The organism is Planococcus antarcticus DSM 14505 (genome assembly GCF_001687565.2).
Lineage (GTDB): Bacteria > Bacillota > Bacilli > Bacillales_A > Planococcaceae > Planococcus > Planococcus antarcticus.
The window spans coordinates 1,616,399-1,634,568 of sequence record NZ_CP016534.2; the positions used below are offsets into that span (position 1 = coordinate 1,616,399).

An 18,170-nucleotide genomic window follows, 5' to 3' on the forward strand; every position below is an offset into this window, starting at 1 on the left:
AATATTAGAAAAATATGGTTTTTATTAATGTTTAGTGGTATCTTAGTTTTATTAAATAAATTGAATGGGTAACTAAAGTGATGTAAATTTGTTAAATATAGTATTAAAATAACCCGTTTTGATAGGAGAAGAAATTTTGAAAGTAACGAAATTGTATTCATTTAGGAATGGAATGATTTATTTTTCAGTAGTAGTCTCTATTATGTCAGTAGTGTTGCCCTCTTTTCCAAAAAGTTCAGCTGCCAATGATACACTAGATGAACAAGAGATACTGAATGGTACTCCACATGAAATTATCGAACTAATTAAAGACATAGAAGGAGAGGTTATTTACAAAGCGCTTGAAGATGGTAAGATTTATTTATATGAAGAACAAATTGTTGGTGATGTAGTGACCACAAAAAAATCATTGGTAGAGAATGGGACATCTACTCTAACGGAAAAATTTTCGACCGCAACAATCTTACAGGGAGATATCATTTCCGTAACTCAAAAAGATTTGCTTGCCAATAAGATTATACATCAAGAAATGGTTTCTATAACTGATGAAACCGCTCCTAGTAAGCCCCATGACGACATACACCTCTGGAAACCTCCAGTGTATCCGGCAAGTGTGGGGACTAACAATGAGTTTACAGCTATGGCAACTGGTACATGGCTCAAGGCAAGAACAGCTGGTCAGAATTACGCATATTATAAGAATAGTAATGGTGGAGGTTTGGCTCGAGAACTTGGCAAACAAAAAACAATTGGTTCTTATACGACCAAATTTGATACTTTCACTAGGAACGTTGATGCAGTCCGTTCTTATGAAGTAGGTGCGCTGTATAACTTCACTGCTATTGGTTTACTCGATAAAGCATTTAAATCTATAAAGTATCCTACTATCTCTAATTTGAAAAAGTTCTTTAAACAGTACTTAAAAACTATTCCCGGTGTTGGAACTCTTTATCTTGTTATTAAATATTTTAGTCTTTGCAATAAAACACTGGCTGCCTATAAGGCGATTCCAGGAACACCTTATAATTGGAGGTAGGATGCTTATGAGCAACATAAACACCCAAGCGTTATGAAGGTAACGGAAAAACAAAAAATAATTTTTGTTTTAGTGCTTGCAATCCTTGCCTTTATCTACTCTATTGCAGATATCATCCACCAAATGCAGTTAGATATTTCTCCAAGACCGACTTCATGGATTTTGTTTATTTACAGCCTTACAATTATTATCGTATTATTAATCGTGATATTAAAGGAATGGAATAAAATTGAATAATAGAGAAAATGCCTTCCCGATAATTAGCGGGAAGGCATTTGTGTATTTTCTTGACGAGCATTAAAATGGCTTCAGCAGAAAAAACTGACTTGTTAACAATTATTATTTAAAGTATTTATTTACAATTTTTGTAATTCACTTTTTAAAAAGGATTAGGTTTACATATCATCAATTATCGGTAGCTGTCATTACTCTTATGTATATTAAAGAACTCGACAATCTTTGAACTGGCGTTGTAATATGAAGCTCTAAAAAAACACCTATGCTGCTCTTGTCAGATTTAATATCGGATACAGGCAGCATAGGTGTTTTTTCCTGTGCTTCTAGCTATTAGATTCGTCGGAAAGCATCAGAAGTGTTTGTAAAAATTCTACTTTACCGGAACTAATTCAACAGGGCCATGGTCGTCACAATGACCGTCATGAACTTGGTGCAGACGGTCATTCACTAGATAATCCACGTGATCACCATGTGGAACAAGTTCATGTCCGCAGTCGTTGTCGTTCCTACATCCGCAATTCATGGGTGCACAAACATCTGGGTTCGTATCGGTAACAGAAATTCTGCATTCATCCCGGTGGCCTTCGTGTTCATGGTGAAGATGGCCATTGTGCACATAATCAATGTGATCCTCATGCTTTATTTTCGTGTGGCCGCATGACAGATTATGCTGGTGGGAATGGTGCTCAGTGCTCATAAGAAAACCTCCTTTGTGTTTTTTTGATATTAGTACAATTTCCTTTTCTTAACTTTATTAAACGTTAAGAAAATATACTTTCTTTTCGCAAAGATTATGCTTTTCACACTCCTTTTAAAAAGGTTTTTTAAATTTGTAACCGGTTACTTAAAACTGAACCACTTATGTAAGTCAATATATTTAAAAAATTCATTGCGGCTCATGGTTATCTTATTGCAAAAGATAAAAGTAGTTTAGCTGCAAATTCAAACTTTCAGCTAAAAGAAATAGCCAAAAAGGATTAAATTTTAACAGAAGAACCTGGCTATGAAGTAGTATACTGATTTGTTTTGAATCATCAAAACCTAGTTGAATAGATTTCGAAATTGACTTCCGGAAAAAGAAGATGGTGCCTGATACTACGTAATATCAGTGCAATAGAGGGAAGATGCTTAGTCAAGGGCGTCTTCTCTTTCTGTTTCAAATTAGTGTGCTTTGATGAGTGCATCTATTCACTAAATTTATTAGAAATTTGCATATTTATAAAAAGGTTGCAGTTTAAAAATAAAAAAGATATGATGTAAATCGTAATGATTACTTTTTTCATATAAAGAGCATTTAAAAGAGATATGGATAGACAATACCTAACAGTTTATTGGGGTGATAAAAAGCGATAACAGAAAATAGGTTCTTAAAATCGTTAATAAGGAGGGATGAGGATTATTGTGATGAAACAAGAGATAGAATTTATAAAATTAAATCCCACACAAAATATGACTATTCTTATAAAAACTAGTTATCCATTCGAAAAGCATTCCTACATTGCTTCAAGAGTAATGTCATATGACAGTGTCTATGCAGAACAAGTAGGTTTTATAGAAAAACCAGTAAATGCAGAAGCAGCTGCACATTTACAAATGGGTGGTAATGAATTTTGTGGCAATGCTTGCATGGCATTAGCAGCTTTTATTGCATCCGAAAAAGGGCTAAGACAAAACGATTCGACAGATGTATTATTAGAATCTTCAGGTACAGAACAATTAGTTATCTGTCAAGTTCAAAAAAAATCAGAAGTGTACTACTGTCAAGTTAATATGCCCATTCCTAAAAAGGTAGATTTGAAGATAGTTCATTTTGAAAATGAAGAGTTGAATATAATAACAGTAAATTATCCTGATTTTATACATATTGTAATAGAAGTCGACGAATTCAATAACCGAATGAGAAAAAAAGCAGAAAATCTAGCAAGGTTGATCGGAGCAACGTCGGGTACTAACTTAATTGGTGTTTTATTGTATAAATCTAAATCTGAAGAGCTGGCTCCTCTCATGTATGTTCCACATCTAGATAGCTTGATATGGGAAAGGGGGTGTGGATCCGGGACAGCATCTATAGGAGCTTACTTAGCATGGAGGAATAAAGGGGAAGTTGCTGTAAAAATAAGACAACCTGGCGGTATTATTACCGTAAACGCTGCATGTCATGAAGGAGAACTCACAAGCCTGAATATTGAAGGAAGTGTCAGCATCGTGGCACAAGGAAAAGCTTTTATAGATTGTTAATTAATTCGATTAGGGGTGACATGAATGATTGAGTTAAAGACTTTTTATGAATATTTAAATGACTTTTTAGAAAAGTTCGATGAAATAGCGGAAAACTACGATCATGCAACCGATAGGAGTTCTGAATTAGAGAATATAATTGATGACTACTCAAAGTTCATCACAAGTGAGAGCAATAAAGTAACGTGGGAACAACTAGCACTACATAAATCTAGTGAGTTTGACCAGATTTTAACAGAGTTAAGAAAAAAATCAGCCTATTGTGTTGCTATTTTGGAAAAATACCGTGCGTTGAAACTACTGAATGGAAATAATGATGTGTCCGATTATTTTAAAAATATAGAGTCGTGTATTAAGACGGAATTTGGGAGTTTTCAAGCCGATTCTGAATCCAAAGTATTGTTAATAGGATCTGGTTCTTTTCCGATGACACCGTTGTTAATAGCTCAGCAAACTGGAGCAGAGGTAGTTGGCACAGATATCGATGAGGAAGCCATTACACTGGGATTAAAAGTTGTAGAGAAGTTAGGCAATGGTTTAAATATCAGACTAGAACAATCAGTAGTGGAAGACCTTAATTTCACAAAAGAAGCAACCCATATCATTTTTAGCTCAACAGTTGGAATAAAGTACGAAATACTAGAGCAATTACATACTTTAACGAATGAAAATGTAGTCGTGGTCATGAGATATGGTGATCATTTGAAATCACTATTTAACTATCCAATGAAAAAGGTTAATGAAAAAAAATGGATGATGGTTGAAAATATTTTACGTCCTGACCACGTGTTTGATATCGCATTATATAAAAAAGCATAAGCTTATATTTTAGAAAGGGAGAGTTTATGAGTGATTTTAATCGAGTTTTAATTTTAGGAACTGGCCCTACTTCAATTCAACTTGCAGTAAATTTCAAAAAACATACAGGTTGTTACATAGCAATTGCAGGAAGAGAATCCGTTCGCTCAGAATCTTTTTTTTCAGCACTTGAGCAGAACAATCGTCAAATACACGCAAGCATTCAAAATGAAAAACATCGAACCATGAGAGGTGACGATTCTCTAGATCAAATTTTTGAAGGGTATGAAACCATACTGGGGGAATGGGATACCATTATTCTATCTGTAACAACAGATGCCTATATAGAAGTTATCAAACAAATCAATGATAAAGTCCTAAAAAAAGTGAAATGTATTATTTTGGTTTCTCCAACTTTTGGCTCCAATAACTTAATTAAGAATTATATCAGCAACTACAATTCAAACACAGAAATTATTAGTTTTTCTACGTATTATGGTGATACTAGATGGGCCGATGAGAAGCCTTCAAACCGTATAATAACAACAGCTGTCAAGAAAAAAGTGTACTTAGGCTCTTCGCATCAAGCGTCTAAAAATATGGAAAGACTATACGATGTTTTTGAGCAATTAGGTATTGTGTTAAAAATGATGGATACACCTCTTGAGGCAGAAACAAGAAATATTTCTTTGTATGTTCATCCTCCCTTGTTTATGAATGAATTTTCATTAAATGCTATATTCGGAAACTTAAATGATAAAAAATATGTGTATAAAGTATATCCGGAAGGACCTGTTACACAATATTTAATACGTGATATGTTATCTCAATGGAAAGAACTAATGATGCTTTTAGAGAAAATAAATATTAAAAGTATAAACTTACTTAAGTTTATGACAGACGATAATTATCCAGTGAGATTGGAAAGTTTATCGCGTCGAGATATAGAAAGCTTTGTTGATTTAAAGACCATACATCAAGAGTACTTATTATATATTCGTTATACCTCACTATTAGTGGATCCTTTTTCAAAGCCAGATGAAGATGGAAGATACTTTGACTTTTCTGCGGTACCTATAAAAAAAATGTTTATTAACAGAGAAGGGAAATGGGATATTCCAAGAATGCCAAAGGAAGATTATTACCGTATAAAAATAATACAAGGAATCGCAAAATACTTAAATTCAGATTGTCCAGTAATAGATAAGTTCATTCAGGCATATGAAAGTAAAATTCAAGAAGTTGTTCAATCTCATGAAACTGAATTATTATCTGATGCATTTTCCATACAAAGTTTTGAGGACGACATAAATATGATATGCAGTGAAATAGAGAAAAGTGTTAAAGCACAACAAAAGAATTAGGACTTGCTTCGAAGAACCTACTAAATATGCTCTGTAAATCGTAATAGTTACTACTTTAAAAATATCGGATTTTATAGTCAAGTTGCATCAAATCAGTAAAGCAAGACGGTTTAAACTAAATGTGATTAAAGGGAGAATAAATACAATGTTAATAAAAAAAATTAAGGTTCTAGGTCTACTGTTATTGGTTTTATCTGTTCTGGCTGCCTGTTCTGAAGAAGACTCTGCGAATGAGAAAAAGAGTGATGAAACTGATAATGAGTTAGTTTATGCTGTTGCTCAGGATATTAATGATATGAACCCGCATTTATATACCGGTTCGATGCCGGCTCAAGGCATGGTCTATGAATCGTTAGTTGAAAACACAAAGGATGGGATTCAGCCATTGCTTGCTGAATCCTGGGAAATTTCTGAAGATGGCAAAGTATACACGTTCTTCTTAAGGGAAGATGTGCAATTTCATGATGGAGAGCCGTTCAACGCTGAGGCAGTGAAGAAAAATCTCGATGCTGTACAGAGTAATGCAGAAAAGCATGCGTGGATTAAACTATCCACAAAAATGGAAAATGTGAACGTAGTAGATGAATATACTGTTGAATTGGAATTGTCCGAACCCTATTATCCAACGTTGGTTGAGTTGTCCATGACCCGGCCTTATGTATTTATCTCACCCAAAGATTTTGAAAATGGAGAAACCAAAGATGGTGTAAGTGGCTTTAACGGGACAGGCTCCTATGTGCTCACTGAACACAAAACTGCCGAATTTGCAACTTTTGAAGCAAATGAAGATTACTGGAATGGAGCGCCAGAAATTAAGAGGATAACGGCTAAAGTATTGCCGGCCGGAGAAACAACCCTTTTGGCATTGCAAAAAGGAGAGATCAATTTTGCATTTACGGATGATCGTGGTGCAGATAGTATCGCTGTTGAAGGCATGAATCAGTTGGAGGATTCTGGTGATTATCAACTCATCAGAAGTGAACCTATGAACACCAAAATGCTTGTAGCCAATAGCAGTAAAGCGGACAACCCAATAAGTGAAACAGCTGTACGTGAAGCCATTTGGTATTCGATTGATAAAGAAACCATTAGCAAGGATATTCTTAATGGCACAGAATCAATGGCCGAAACCCTATTTTCACCTAATGTGAATTATGCCGACGTTGATTTGAAGAAGCGTGGCTATGATGTAGAAAAAGCCATAGAGATTCTAGAAAAAAACGGTTGGAAATCAGAAAACAGCAGTGAAGCTAGAACGAAAGATGGAAAAAAATTAGAGATGAAACTTTACTATGATAGCAGCTCGTCTTCTCAGAAAACGCAGGCTGAGTTCATCCAAGCATCACTAAAAGAAATTGGTCTTCAACTGGAAATTACGGGGGAAGAGTCAACGTCAATTGCGAATAGAAGGGCCACAGGCGACTACGATTTACTATTCAATCAAACTTGGGGTCTGGCGTATGATCCACAAAGTACAATCGCTGCTTTTACTTCTGAGGCTTCTTATTTGCATACAACAAAAGGCATTAAAAAAGAAGATGAGCTATACGACAACATTGAACAAGTTATGGTGTCGACAGATGAACAAGCTAGAAAAGCATTGTATGCCGAGATATTGACGACTGTTCACGAAGAAGCTGTTTTTATTCCTATTTCAAACGGCGGGATGACTGTAATCGCGCCTCAAAATCTAACTGGAGTTTCATTCAAGCAGACTCAGTTTGAGCTGCCGTTCGAGTTGATGAACTTTAAATAAGCTTTTTAAAAAAAGGGGAGATCTTCCCCTTTTTATTTATGAAAAGTACAAAAGTTTAGTGGGTAGCTATTTTATGGAAGGAGATTTTTATGAAAAGATACATCATTAGAAGGATGCTCGTATCTATGCCTTTACTTTTAGTCATTTCATTTTTGACGTTCGTCTTAATTAATCTTTCTCCCATGGATCCGGCTGAAGTGATACTGCAAGCGCAAGGAGTTCCACAAATAACAGACGAACTAGTAGAGCAGACAAAAGAAGAATTCGGGATGGATCAGCCATTTATTCTAAGATATTTTGATTGGCTCGTTTCATCCTTACAATTAGACTTTGGTGATTCGTATATTAATGGGAAACCAGTATGGTCATTACTAGGTCCGGCCTTTTTTAATACATTCAAATTGACATTAATTTCATCGATAGCAATTATCTTGGTATCTATAGTATTAGGAGTAGTCTGTGCATTAAATGAAGGGAAGATGATAGATAAATCGGTAAGGGGCATTTCTTTTTTCTTAACCGCAATGCCATCATACTGGTTGGCTACCCTTATGATTTGGTACTTCTCGGTAAAGCTAGACTTGTTGCCCACAAGCGGAATGGATTCATATAAAAGTTATATCCTACCAGTTGTTGTTATCACAATCAGTTATGCTGGTCTCTATTTTAGAAATGTCAGGACCTCTATGATCAATAATTTGAATGAGGACTATGTTCTTTATGGAAGAGCATCGGGGTTACCAGAAAAGAAAATAACCATGCACATCCTGCGGAATTCATTGCAAGTATCCATTTCAATATTTGGTATGGCCATACCCATCATATTAGGAAGCACAGTTGTTATTGAGAATGTTTTTGCTTGGCCAGGGTTAGGAAGTCTAAGTGTGAGAGCAATTCTTAGCAGAGATTTCCCTATTATTCAGGCATACGTGCTCGTCTTAGCCGTAGCCTTTGTGTTGTTTAATGCAATCTCGGACATTATTAATGCTGCAATGAATCCCAAGCTAAGGAATGATCTGTAAATGAGGATATTAAAAAACTTAAGTAAGGATAAGTTGGCTTTGCTATCTTTGCTGATTATTGTCTCTACAATTATTGCAGGTATTTTCGCGCCTTTATTCGCACCGTTTGATCCTAATGAAGTTAATATGAGCCTTCGGTACGCATCTCCTTCATGGGAGTACCTATTGGGCAATGATCATCTAGGCAGGTGCATTTTATCAAGAATCATTTATGGAATTCGACCAAGTATCTTATGGGTATTGGTAGTTTTATTTATTTCTGTCCTAATAGGCGCATTTTTAGGCTTTCTTGCCGGCTATTTTAAAGGAAAAGTCGATGCAGTCATTATGAGAATATGCGATACGATGCTTTCATTTCCGGGATACGTAATGGCTTTGGCGGTTATTGGTATATTCGGCGTGGGTCTCCAAAATATCCTAATTGCTTTTGCCCTAATTAAATGGGCATGGTTTGCACGAGTCATCAGAGCGTCTGTTATGCAATACGCTGAATTAGACTATGTGAAGTTTTCCAAAGCATCAGGAATTAGTGATACACAAATAATCTTCAGACACATCATCCCAGTGACTTTCGCTGATATTGCCGTCATATCAAGCAGCTCCATTGGGTCGATGATATTACAAATTTCTGGATTTTCATTTTTGGGATTAGGAATTCAAGCACCTACTCCTGAATGGGGAATGATGTTAAATGAAGCGAGAGAAGTTATGTTCACTAGACCGGAATTAATGCTAGTACCTGGGTTAGCTATTGTCATTGTGGTATCAGCATTTAATTTTTTATCCGACTCGCTCCAAGTTGCGTTGGATCCTAAACTAGTTACCTCAAAAAAAAGAAAGAAAGAGAACTTATCTCTATTTAAAAAAAGGGAGCTCAGTAAGTGATGAATATACTGGAAGTGAAAAATTTAAAGGTGTGGGATGTTCATTCCGAGAAAAATATTATTAAAAACAGTTCATTTCATGTGGAATCTGGAAGCTGTCTTGCGATTGTGGGAGAAAGCGGAAGTGGTAAGTCTGTTACTTGCAGAGCAATTATGAGGCTTAATAGCTCTTCACTTCACCAATCCGGAGATATTCTTTTTAAAGGAGAAAACCTCAACCAACTTTCTGAAAAGGAATTGAGGAAGAAAAGAGGGAAAAATCTTTGCATGATCCTGCAAAATGGGATGAGTGCGTTCGATCCTTCCTGTGTAGTCGGTGTGCATTTACGAGAAACACTTGCGGAACATTTCGATTGGAATAGAAATGAAATGGAAGTAAAAATGAAAAGTGCCATGGAAAGTGTCATGTTAAAAAATCCAACAGAGATCATGAATAAATATCCCCATCAACTATCGGGGGGGATGTTGCAACGAATTATGATTGCGCTAGCCGTTGTCTTAGAACCGGACATTATAATAGCTGATGAACCAACAACGGCACTTGATACCATCTCGCAATTTGAAGTGATTGAACAATTTATCAGCTTACGAAATAGGATGAGTTGTTCCATCATTTTTATTTCTCATGATTTGGGAGTCGTAAGAAAAATTGCGGACGAAGTTTTAGTGATGAAGGATGGAGACATTGTTGAAAAAGGAACTACGGATGAAGTTTTTTCGGATGCAAAACACGATTACACAAAGTATTTAGTCTCTACTAGACTGGCTTTAAGCAATAATTTCAAACGAATTATGGGGGAGGAATCCTAATTGCTGAAAGTGGAAAGCGTAGAAAAATCTTATAAAAAAGGTGCACTGTTGTCCAGAGAAAAGCAAAGCGTTTTAAAAAATATTAGTTTTGAATGCAAAAGTGGAGAATGTCTTGGCATCATTGGTGAAAGTGGGAGTGGGAAATCAACATTAGGGCGATTGGTACTGGGAATTGAAAAGCCAGATCGTGGAACAGTTTCATTTAACGGAATGAATGTTAAGGACAGGAAAGTTCGGTTAAGTAACATAAGCGCTGTTTTTCAAGACTACAAATCCTCTATTAATCCTTTTTTTACTGTGGAAGATGCAATCCTTGAGCCCTTAAAGACTCAGAACAAGAATATAAAAGAGAATAAAGAAAAGGTTCTCAGCTTACTGAATCAAGTTGGATTACCTTCGACATATCGGAACAAATACCCTCATGAACTATCAGGTGGAGAGGTTCAACGAGTGTGTATTGCAAGAGCGATATCTACACAACCAAAGTGCATTTTATTGGATGAGGCGATCAGTTCGTTAGATGTCTCTGTGCAAACAAAAATTCTTGAATTACTCAAAGATTTAAAGAGAATCTACAATATGAGTTATGTGTTCATTACGCACGATTTACAGGCTGCAGCCTATATCTGTGACAGAATCATCATTTTTAAGGATGGACAGATTGAAGAAATGGTGGACATTGAACACTTGAAGGACGTTAAGTCAGCCTATGCAAAAGAACTATTAAAGTCGCTGATAACCTTTTAGTCAAGACATCTGTATGAATTTAATACTGTTAAACAGTGGAGGGAAATATTTTGAGTGGAGCTTTGTCTTGGTCATTTATACGATTATATCTGTTGGTGCTTCTGTATTTTAGTGCCAACTCTATATTGAATGTAATCATCCCTCTGCAAGGGGAGGCTTTAGGGGCCACCAATACAACGATAGGGTTGATTATGGGAGCCTATTTGTTTACGACCATGTTTTTTAGACCATGGGCAGGCCAGATTATACAAAAATACGGGCCAATAAAAGTGCTGCGAGTAATACTTATTGTAAACGGGTTTGCTCTCATTTTATATACAGTGACGGGACTGGGTGGCTTTGTAGTGGCTCGCATTTTACAAGGGGTCTCAACAGCGTTCTTTTCAATGGCATTGCAGATCGGGATTATCGATGCCCTGCCAGAAAAAGATCGTTCTCAAGGAATCTCACTTTATTCTTTGTTTTCATACATACCAGGAATCGTGGGACCTTTATTGGCGTTGGGTATTTGGCGAGGTGATATGGAATACTTCGGTGTTGTGATGATAGCAATTGCCATTTTCACAGGAGTATTTGGTTATAATGCTAAAATGGAAAAAGCTAAAGCCCAGCCTGATACGAAAAATCCTGCGCAAACTGGAAATATGTTGGCCTCATTTAGTCAGTTAATGAAAAACCCGCATTTATTTAAATGCGGTGTTCTTATGTTGAGTGGTTCAATTATATTTGGCGCAATTACCATCTTTATCCCTCTATATGCTGAAGAGGTACGAAGTGGAAATGCCGGGATTTTTCTTATGTTAATGGCAATAGCCGTTGTGATTTCTCGTTTTTCCTTTAGAAAACTAATTCCTTCTGATGGAAAGTGGCATTCATTTTTTATGATGGGGACAATGCTCCTTTTAGCAGTGGGGGCACAATCTGTAAGTTTTGCAATCAGCGGTGGGGTTATCTTTTTTTATCTAGGTGCTATTTTAATAGGCATAGCGCAAGCACTTCTTTACCCCACATTAACGACGTATCTAAGCTTTGTCTTACCTCAAGGGGATCGTAATGTGTTACTTGGTTTATTTATTGCCATGGCAGACTTGGGTGTGTCCTTAGGGGGTGTGCTTCTGGGGCCGATTGCTGATAGCTATTCATTTTCAACTGCGTATATGTTTTGTGCTGTGTTAGGCTTGGCAATGTTAATCTTTTCTTATGATCGTAGAAAGATATTTATTGGGTGATAATGAAGTCGTTCGTTAATTAAATTATTGTATGTAGCAGATTTATTTAACTTACAAATATTTGTAGAATAAAAGAATGACCATGTTTTGTTAAGAAAAATTGCCAGGTTAACATATGACACCTTATCGGAAGCTATTACCATCAGACTTGTTTAGAGACCGGGCAACTGAGCTAGAGGAGAAGTAGTCAACAAAGACTAAGAACTGAATGTAACTTAAATGCAGTTCAGTTACATTAAAATTCTTCTTTTTTGGTATAATAAAATTTTTGAAAAAAGAAGGATTTAGGATAGATTCAACAGATGAAAGTAATAAAGTATCTTTACTTATAGGTATTACTGTTTTTATAGGAATCATCGGGTTTAAATTTTTGGGTTTCACTACGGTACATGCTATGGTCACATCAAATTTTCTTGAAACATTCTTTTTTTAGGAAAATCGAAAATCAAATTTCTGAGTATTTTTATTAGTATATATTTTCCGTCTTCTTTTGTCCTTTTCTTTTTCAACTTTTGTAGAGTGAAAGTTGAATTTATGTGAAATAACCATCTAGCCTACCTAGATCACAAAACTAGATGGCTATTCCTGTCGATTGGCTAAACAATTTTGAACAATAACTTGTTAAAAAACTATTGATTTTAAATATTCAATATGTTAAGTTTACTGATAATCAGATTTCAATTGAGTGAAATGGGTTGTTGTTTCTCTACTTTTTACGAATTTAAAGAGTCATGACTTAATCTATTATAATCTTTTAGAAGTTCGCTGATTATTTGCTATATCGATGGAACTTTATTTTCAATGGACTGTAAGCAATTCTTGCGGCTTCATGCGAGAATCGTTGTTAGGTGCTATTAAATTTTAAGAAACCTTTTATTTTGAATGCGCATTCATATGAAGTAGAGGATATCCTAACAATCAGATAAGTATAGTTTCTTGTTACATATAAATGAAGCCATTAATTTAGCTTAAAAAACAAGTTTCAACTGCTTAGCGGGTGTAAAAGCTATTCAGGTAGCAATGGAAGAATTTACTTCTTAATAATCCATTATAGGTAATGAGAGCGCTTCTAAAAAGGAGAAGAAAGTGAGTGAAAAGAAAAAATCATGAAAAAATCGATTAATGCATATGATGTTGCAAAAAAAGCGGGTGTTTCTCAATCAACTGTTTCTCGAGTGCTGAATGATTATCAATTTATAAAAAAAGAAACGAAAGAGAAAGTCCTGAAGGCGATCGAAGAATTGGAATTCACGAGGGATGAAATCGCAAGAAGTTTAGCGAATCGGGAAACGAGAACAATAGGGCTGATTGTCGGAGATATTACAAATGCCTTTTTTTCAGAATCTGCAAAAGTGATTACTCGGATTGCACAAGAGAATGATTATAACGTCATTTTATGTAATACAAATCATGATGAAGAAAGTTTAGTGCAATATATTGATAGTCTGAAAGGACAGCGTGTTGACGGGATAATTATTGCCGGAGCGGATAAAGACAATAAGAAAATCAGAGAACTCTTCGATCAACACTTCCCAGTCATTTTATACAACAGCATTATTGAACACGATAAAGCGAATTATGTTGCGGTGAATAATTACCAAGGTGCACGGCTTGCGGTTGAACACCTGTATGAGTTGGGGCATCGTGATATCGGCTATATTGCTGGGCCGGAAAAATATGTAACGACTCATTTACGCAATATCGGATTCGAGTCAGCACTTACACATTATAATTTGAAGTTGAACCCTAATTTTGTCTATACAGATGAATTTCTATATGAAAAGGTCTATGCATTTACGAAAAAGTTACTCCGTCAGCCAGAACGTCCTAGTTGTTTATTCGTCGCATCTGATCAAATGGCGTTGGCCGTACTAGATGCGGCTTCAAGTGAAAATATTGAGATTCCGAGTCAATTATCAGTAATCGGTTTTGATAATATAAGTCTTGCTGGAAATAGTTATATAGGATTATCAACCGTTGCGCAGCCGATGAAGAAGATGGCAAGATTGGCATTGGAAAACCTGATTGTCATTATGGAAAGAAAAAGTAATAAGGAAGTCAGTACCTTACCAGTTCAAATTGTGCTGGATGCTGAAGTGTTTTCGAGAAAAACGACAGGCGTTCGATGAAGGTGTTGAAAATAGACTAAGAAAGGGAGAGTGAAGTGATTCACTTTCCTGATCTGGAAGGTAAAAAGATCTTTGTTAAAAGCGATAACGAAGGAATTGGAAGAGAAATTACGATTGTGATTGCCGAATTAGACGCACATACAGTGATAACAGGCAGAAATAAGGATACGCTGAAATCGGCTGTTGAAGAACTCTTAAACTAGAATGCGAATTGTTCTTACATTTGTGCAACTTGATATATGTCGATAAAATTTAAAAATTGACCGATGAAGCAGTCAAATAAATGGGCGGATTGAATGTATTAGTGACTAACGCAGGAGTGAATATTTTAAAAGATACTTTGGAAGTGATAAAAAACCATTAAAGTGGAGGGTGGATGGACTGCCATTTAATAGTTTTGAATGCGCATTCAAAAGAGGAAAGAGGATGAAATGAATGAGCGAAAACAAGTTTGAGACTGTAAAAGAAGTAGAACATGTGAGAAACAAGAAACCTAGCAACGTATTTTATGGGGATTCCGAAGAAGTCCAGCCAGTAGGTTTCATGGACTACAATGAGTTTTCGAAAAGTACAAAAAGGATCCAAAGCATGGAAGGATTTAGTAAGGAATATCGAGATATTGTTGACTACATTATGTCGATTACCCATAAAATTTGGGAGGAAAAAGGGATTGGTGTCATTTATGAAACTTACCATAACGATGTGGTGATGCATACAGGCGTGAATTCAATTCAAGGTGTGAGTGAAGTAGTATCAGGAACACTACAAACACTACATGCCTTTCCAGATCGTAAACTATACGGAGAAAATGTAATTTGGTCAGGAAACGATAAGGAAGGGTTTTTATCATCACATCGGATTGTTTCGAATACGACCAATTTGGGGGATTCGTCCTTTGGACCAGCAACGGGAAAGAGAGTCATGTTTCGAACGATTGTCGACTGCTTCGTCCATTCCAATCGAATAGTTGAGGAATGGCTGGTTCGCGACAATCTCTACATTGTGAAACAGCTCGGATATGATCCGGTTGAAGTCGCGAAACTCCTCGCAAAACAATCTGTACATAAAGGTCCAGCATCGCAACGTCATTTCGGAATAAGTGAGGTTCGAAAGGGGCAATTTATGCCTGCGGAATTCATACGAAAATCCACCGCGTTTGAAATTGGTGATTTCACTTTGGAATTGTATAACAAGATTTGGGAACGTAGACTATTTAATTACGTGAATGACTTTTATGCGGAGAATGCAAATGTTCACTTCATCTGTGGGACAGATTTAACCGGTTCGCAACAAATTCAAGGCATGCTGATTAGTTTGTTTGCGTCATTTCCAAATGCTGCCTTCTTTGTCGATCGCGTGACGTGTAACGAGAGGAATCAGGAAGGTTCATGGGACGTTGCGGTTAGATGGAGATTGCAAGGACTGCATGAAGGTATTGGGTATTTCGGTACACCTAGCGGGCAATCGGTAGAAATATTAGGTATCTCGCATTTGCAGATAAATGATGAAAAAGTAACAGAAGAGTGGCTTACATTTGATGGCCTAGATGTACTAAAACAGATTTATATGCAAATAGAGAATGACTCCAATGAAAAAGTGGAAGGAGAATCCCTCGCTTAAGTGTATAGCAGTTAAATAAATCACGAATTGAAAGGGTGATGCTTCAAAACTAACTCTTGTAGGCTGAAAGGTAAATGTATAAATTTAAATTAATTATAAAGGGGATATGAAAATGGCAGATCAACCAAAAGTGAAAAAAGTAGTTACAAATGACGACATGGAAAAAAATTGGATTGTACGCTTTGATGAATTAAGGAAAAATTCTATTCCATTAATGTTTATTGACAGCATCATCCCTGGACATCAGCGGTTAAATTATTCACTTATTGGGGATACAGCAAGTGAAAACGATGCGTATACTCCGGCAATCACAGAAAAGCATGGGTTCCAAATTGGAATGGTTAAAGCACCTAAAGGAAATGGACCAGCGTATCATACACATGATTACATTGAGACGTTTCTTCCATTGACAGGAAAATGGCGTTTTTACTGGGGCAATAGTGAAGACGAGGTTGAAGGGGAAACCATAATAGAAGAATGGGATATGATTTCTCTGCCGCCAGGACTGTGGAGAGGGTTTGAAAATATTAGTGAAGAAGACGCGTGGATATTCGCGATTCTCGAAGAGCATGAAGCATATGAAGGGAAAGATCCTTACTGGGCACCCGAAGTGACTAAAAAGGCTAAAGAGCACGGATTCTATGCAGACGAAACCGGTAAAATGATTAAGCCTGCCAACTTTAGCGAACTCGAGAAGAAAATGGCTAAAAAGTTAAAAGCAGGCGAACGATAAGAAATGAGTAAAGAAAATCTAGTGTTATTACCCGGAACGTTATGCGATGCCAGGCAGTGGGAACACCAGACAAACCACTTGTCTGCCGTTGCAGACATTACAATCGGGGACGTGACAAGCGACGATACGTTGAAAGAGATGGCGAACACTGTGTTGGCAAAAGCACCGGCAAAATTTTCGCTAGCGGGATTATCACTCGGTGGAATGGTGGCATTAGAGATTGTCAAACTAGCCCCTGAACGGGTGAATAGGCTGGCGTTACTGAATACCAATCCAACGGGTCCGAAGCCTGAACAGAGAACGGCTTGGAACGGTTTCATCAATTTAGTGAATGAAGGTCGCTTCAGTGAAATCACGAAAGATCATCTGTTGCCTTATTTAGTTCATCCAGATCATTTAACGAATATAGAATTAACTTCTGCGATTATTGAGATGGCAGAAGCGGTTGGCCCCGATGCTTACTTACGTCAATTACATGCAGTTGCTACTCGAATCGATTATCGACCTTACTTGCAGTCCATTCCATGTCCCACACTTATTTTAGTGGGGAAAGAAGACACGGTTTGTCCGGTGTCTTTACATAAAGAAATGCATGAACATATACCAACTTCTGGATTAGTCATTGTAAGAGAGTGTGGACATTTAAGCAGTATGGAGCAGCCGGAAGCAGTGACGAATGCGTTAAGAGAATGGTTAGGTGAAGTTTAAGACAAAACGTGCAATGTGGGGAGTAGAAATCATGAAGAATACATTAAAAGATCAGATTAAAAACGGAGAGCGTGTCCTAGGTGGATTTGTCGGGATGTATTCTCCGAATCTAGTTGAAATGATTGGATATGCAGGGTTTGACTTTATCGTGATTGACGATGAACACGCAGCTTTCAGTTATACAGAATTGGAGAATTTGATCCGAACTGCGGAGAATGTAGGCTTAGTTCCACTCGTTCGCGTTTCCTATGATCCTTCAAGTATTCAAAAAGCATTGGATCGAGGCGCAAAAGGAATTCAAGTGCCGATGGTCAATACAAAAGAAGATGCAGAAAATGTAATTGCTCAAGCCAAGTTTCCTCCCTTTGGAAATAGAGGGGTGGCTTTTTCGCATCGTGCTGCTCGATATGGGATGGACAGCGGAGAAGCTTTCATAGATTCTTCTAACGAGGAAATATTAGTGATTCCACATATTGAAACAGTCGAGGCGACTGAAAACTTTGAGGAAATTATGAGTGTTGCAGGAATTGATATTGCGTTCATCGGTTCGACGGATCTATCCGTTAATATGGGCTTTAAAAAAGAAGGCGCAAAACATCCCGACGTGCAAAAAAGAATCGCTCGCTTATATGAGACCGCACAAAAAAATAACTATACAATAGGCACAGTGGCTGGGGATTCAACTAGTGTGAAGGACGCGTTTGATAAAGGCGCGAAATATGTGAGTGTTGTAACGAATACGGTCATATTTGAAGGGTTGAAGAACCTTGTCAGACAAGGTGAAAGTTGATGGACTTGTATGTTGTGGCTGAATGAAGAACTGTATTTTACAATAATCTAAAAAGAAGGTGTTTGATAT

The 18,170-nt window shown here is 36.8% G+C and carries 16 protein-coding genes; 15 read left to right on the forward strand and 1 reads right to left on the reverse strand.

What is annotated here, in order from left to right; translation table 11 throughout:
- The first annotated feature begins 136 nt into the window (after positions 1 to 136).
- Positions 137 to 1,036 (forward strand): hypothetical protein, encoded by a 900-nt coding sequence (locus tag BBH88_RS08070; protein WP_065536993.1) that lies wholly within the window; start codon positions 137 to 139, stop codon positions 1,034 to 1,036.
- A gap of 607 nt (positions 1,037 to 1,643) precedes the next feature.
- Here the strand turns inward: BBH88_RS08070 and BBH88_RS08080 are convergent.
- Complete coding sequence (locus BBH88_RS08080; protein WP_065536991.1) at positions 1,644 to 1,970, reverse strand: hypothetical protein; 327 nt, start codon at positions 1,968 to 1,970, stop codon at positions 1,644 to 1,646.
- A 707-nt stretch (positions 1,971 to 2,677) separates the two neighbouring features.
- Between BBH88_RS08080 and BBH88_RS08085 the strand changes: the two genes are divergently transcribed.
- The 14 genes from BBH88_RS08085 (at position 2,678) to BBH88_RS08150 (ending at position 18,101) form a co-directional block, all read left to right on the forward strand.
- Entirely contained in the window at positions 2,678 to 3,511 is an 834-nt protein-coding gene (locus BBH88_RS08085; protein WP_065537388.1) for a histidine racemase CntK family protein, read from the forward strand.
- 24 nt (positions 3,512 to 3,535) lie between these two features.
- On the forward strand, positions 3,536 to 4,330 hold the full coding sequence (locus BBH88_RS08090) for a nicotianamine synthase family protein (RefSeq protein WP_065536990.1): 795 nt from the start codon (positions 3,536 to 3,538) through the stop codon (positions 4,328 to 4,330).
- A gap of 26 nt (positions 4,331 to 4,356) precedes the next feature.
- A complete protein-coding gene (locus tag BBH88_RS08095) occupies positions 4,357 to 5,673 on the forward strand; it encodes an opine metallophore biosynthesis dehydrogenase (RefSeq protein ID WP_065536989.1) in 1,317 nt (438 codons plus the stop codon).
- A gap of 145 nt (positions 5,674 to 5,818) precedes the next feature.
- Positions 5,819 to 7,429 (forward strand): staphylopine-dependent metal ABC transporter substrate-binding lipoprotein, encoded by a 1,611-nt coding sequence (gene cntA, locus BBH88_RS08100; RefSeq protein WP_065536988.1) that lies wholly within the window; start codon positions 5,819 to 5,821, stop codon positions 7,427 to 7,429.
- Between the two features lie 89 nt (positions 7,430 to 7,518).
- A complete protein-coding gene (opp1B, locus tag BBH88_RS08105; RefSeq protein ID WP_065536987.1) occupies positions 7,519 to 8,451 on the forward strand; it encodes a nickel/cobalt ABC transporter permease in 933 nt (310 codons plus the stop codon).
- A complete protein-coding gene (gene cntC / locus BBH88_RS08110; RefSeq protein ID WP_065536986.1) occupies positions 8,452 to 9,336 on the forward strand; it encodes a staphylopine uptake ABC transporter permease subunit CntC in 885 nt (294 codons plus the stop codon).
- Complete coding sequence (cntD, locus tag BBH88_RS08115; RefSeq protein ID WP_065536985.1) at positions 9,336 to 10,145, forward strand: staphylopine uptake ABC transporter ATP-binding protein CntD; 810 nt, start codon at positions 9,336 to 9,338, stop codon at positions 10,143 to 10,145. Before cntC ends, cntD begins: the two co-directional genes overlap by 1 nt.
- A complete protein-coding gene (locus tag BBH88_RS08120; RefSeq protein ID WP_065536984.1) occupies positions 10,146 to 10,892 on the forward strand; it encodes an ABC transporter ATP-binding protein in 747 nt (248 codons plus the stop codon).
- A 50-nt stretch (positions 10,893 to 10,942) separates the two neighbouring features.
- The gene (gene cntE, locus BBH88_RS08125; RefSeq protein WP_065536983.1) at positions 10,943 to 12,121 is read left to right on the forward strand and encodes a staphylopine family metallophore export MFS transporter CntE; all 1,179 of its coding nucleotides are present in this window, start codon (positions 10,943 to 10,945) and stop codon (positions 12,119 to 12,121) included.
- Between the two features lie 1,106 nt (positions 12,122 to 13,227).
- Positions 13,228 to 14,250: a LacI family DNA-binding transcriptional regulator gene (locus tag BBH88_RS08130; protein ID WP_065536982.1), complete on the forward strand. Its 1,023-nt coding sequence runs from the start codon at positions 13,228 to 13,230 to the stop codon at positions 14,248 to 14,250.
- Between the two features lie 435 nt (positions 14,251 to 14,685).
- Complete coding sequence (locus BBH88_RS08135; protein ID WP_065536981.1) at positions 14,686 to 15,870, forward strand: ester cyclase; 1,185 nt, start codon at positions 14,686 to 14,688, stop codon at positions 15,868 to 15,870.
- A gap of 112 nt (positions 15,871 to 15,982) precedes the next feature.
- Positions 15,983 to 16,603: a cupin domain-containing protein gene (locus BBH88_RS08140; RefSeq protein WP_065536980.1), complete on the forward strand. Its 621-nt coding sequence runs from the start codon at positions 15,983 to 15,985 to the stop codon at positions 16,601 to 16,603.
- Positions 16,604 to 16,606: 3 nt separating this feature from the next.
- Positions 16,607 to 17,311, forward strand: coding sequence for an alpha/beta fold hydrolase (locus tag BBH88_RS08145; RefSeq protein WP_065536979.1), 705 nt, complete (start codon positions 16,607 to 16,609; stop codon positions 17,309 to 17,311).
- Positions 17,312 to 17,342: 31 nt separating this feature from the next.
- Positions 17,343 to 18,101, forward strand: coding sequence for an HpcH/HpaI aldolase family protein (locus BBH88_RS08150; RefSeq protein ID WP_065537387.1), 759 nt, complete (start codon positions 17,343 to 17,345; stop codon positions 18,099 to 18,101).
- The last annotated feature ends 69 nt before the right edge of the window (positions 18,102 to 18,170 follow it).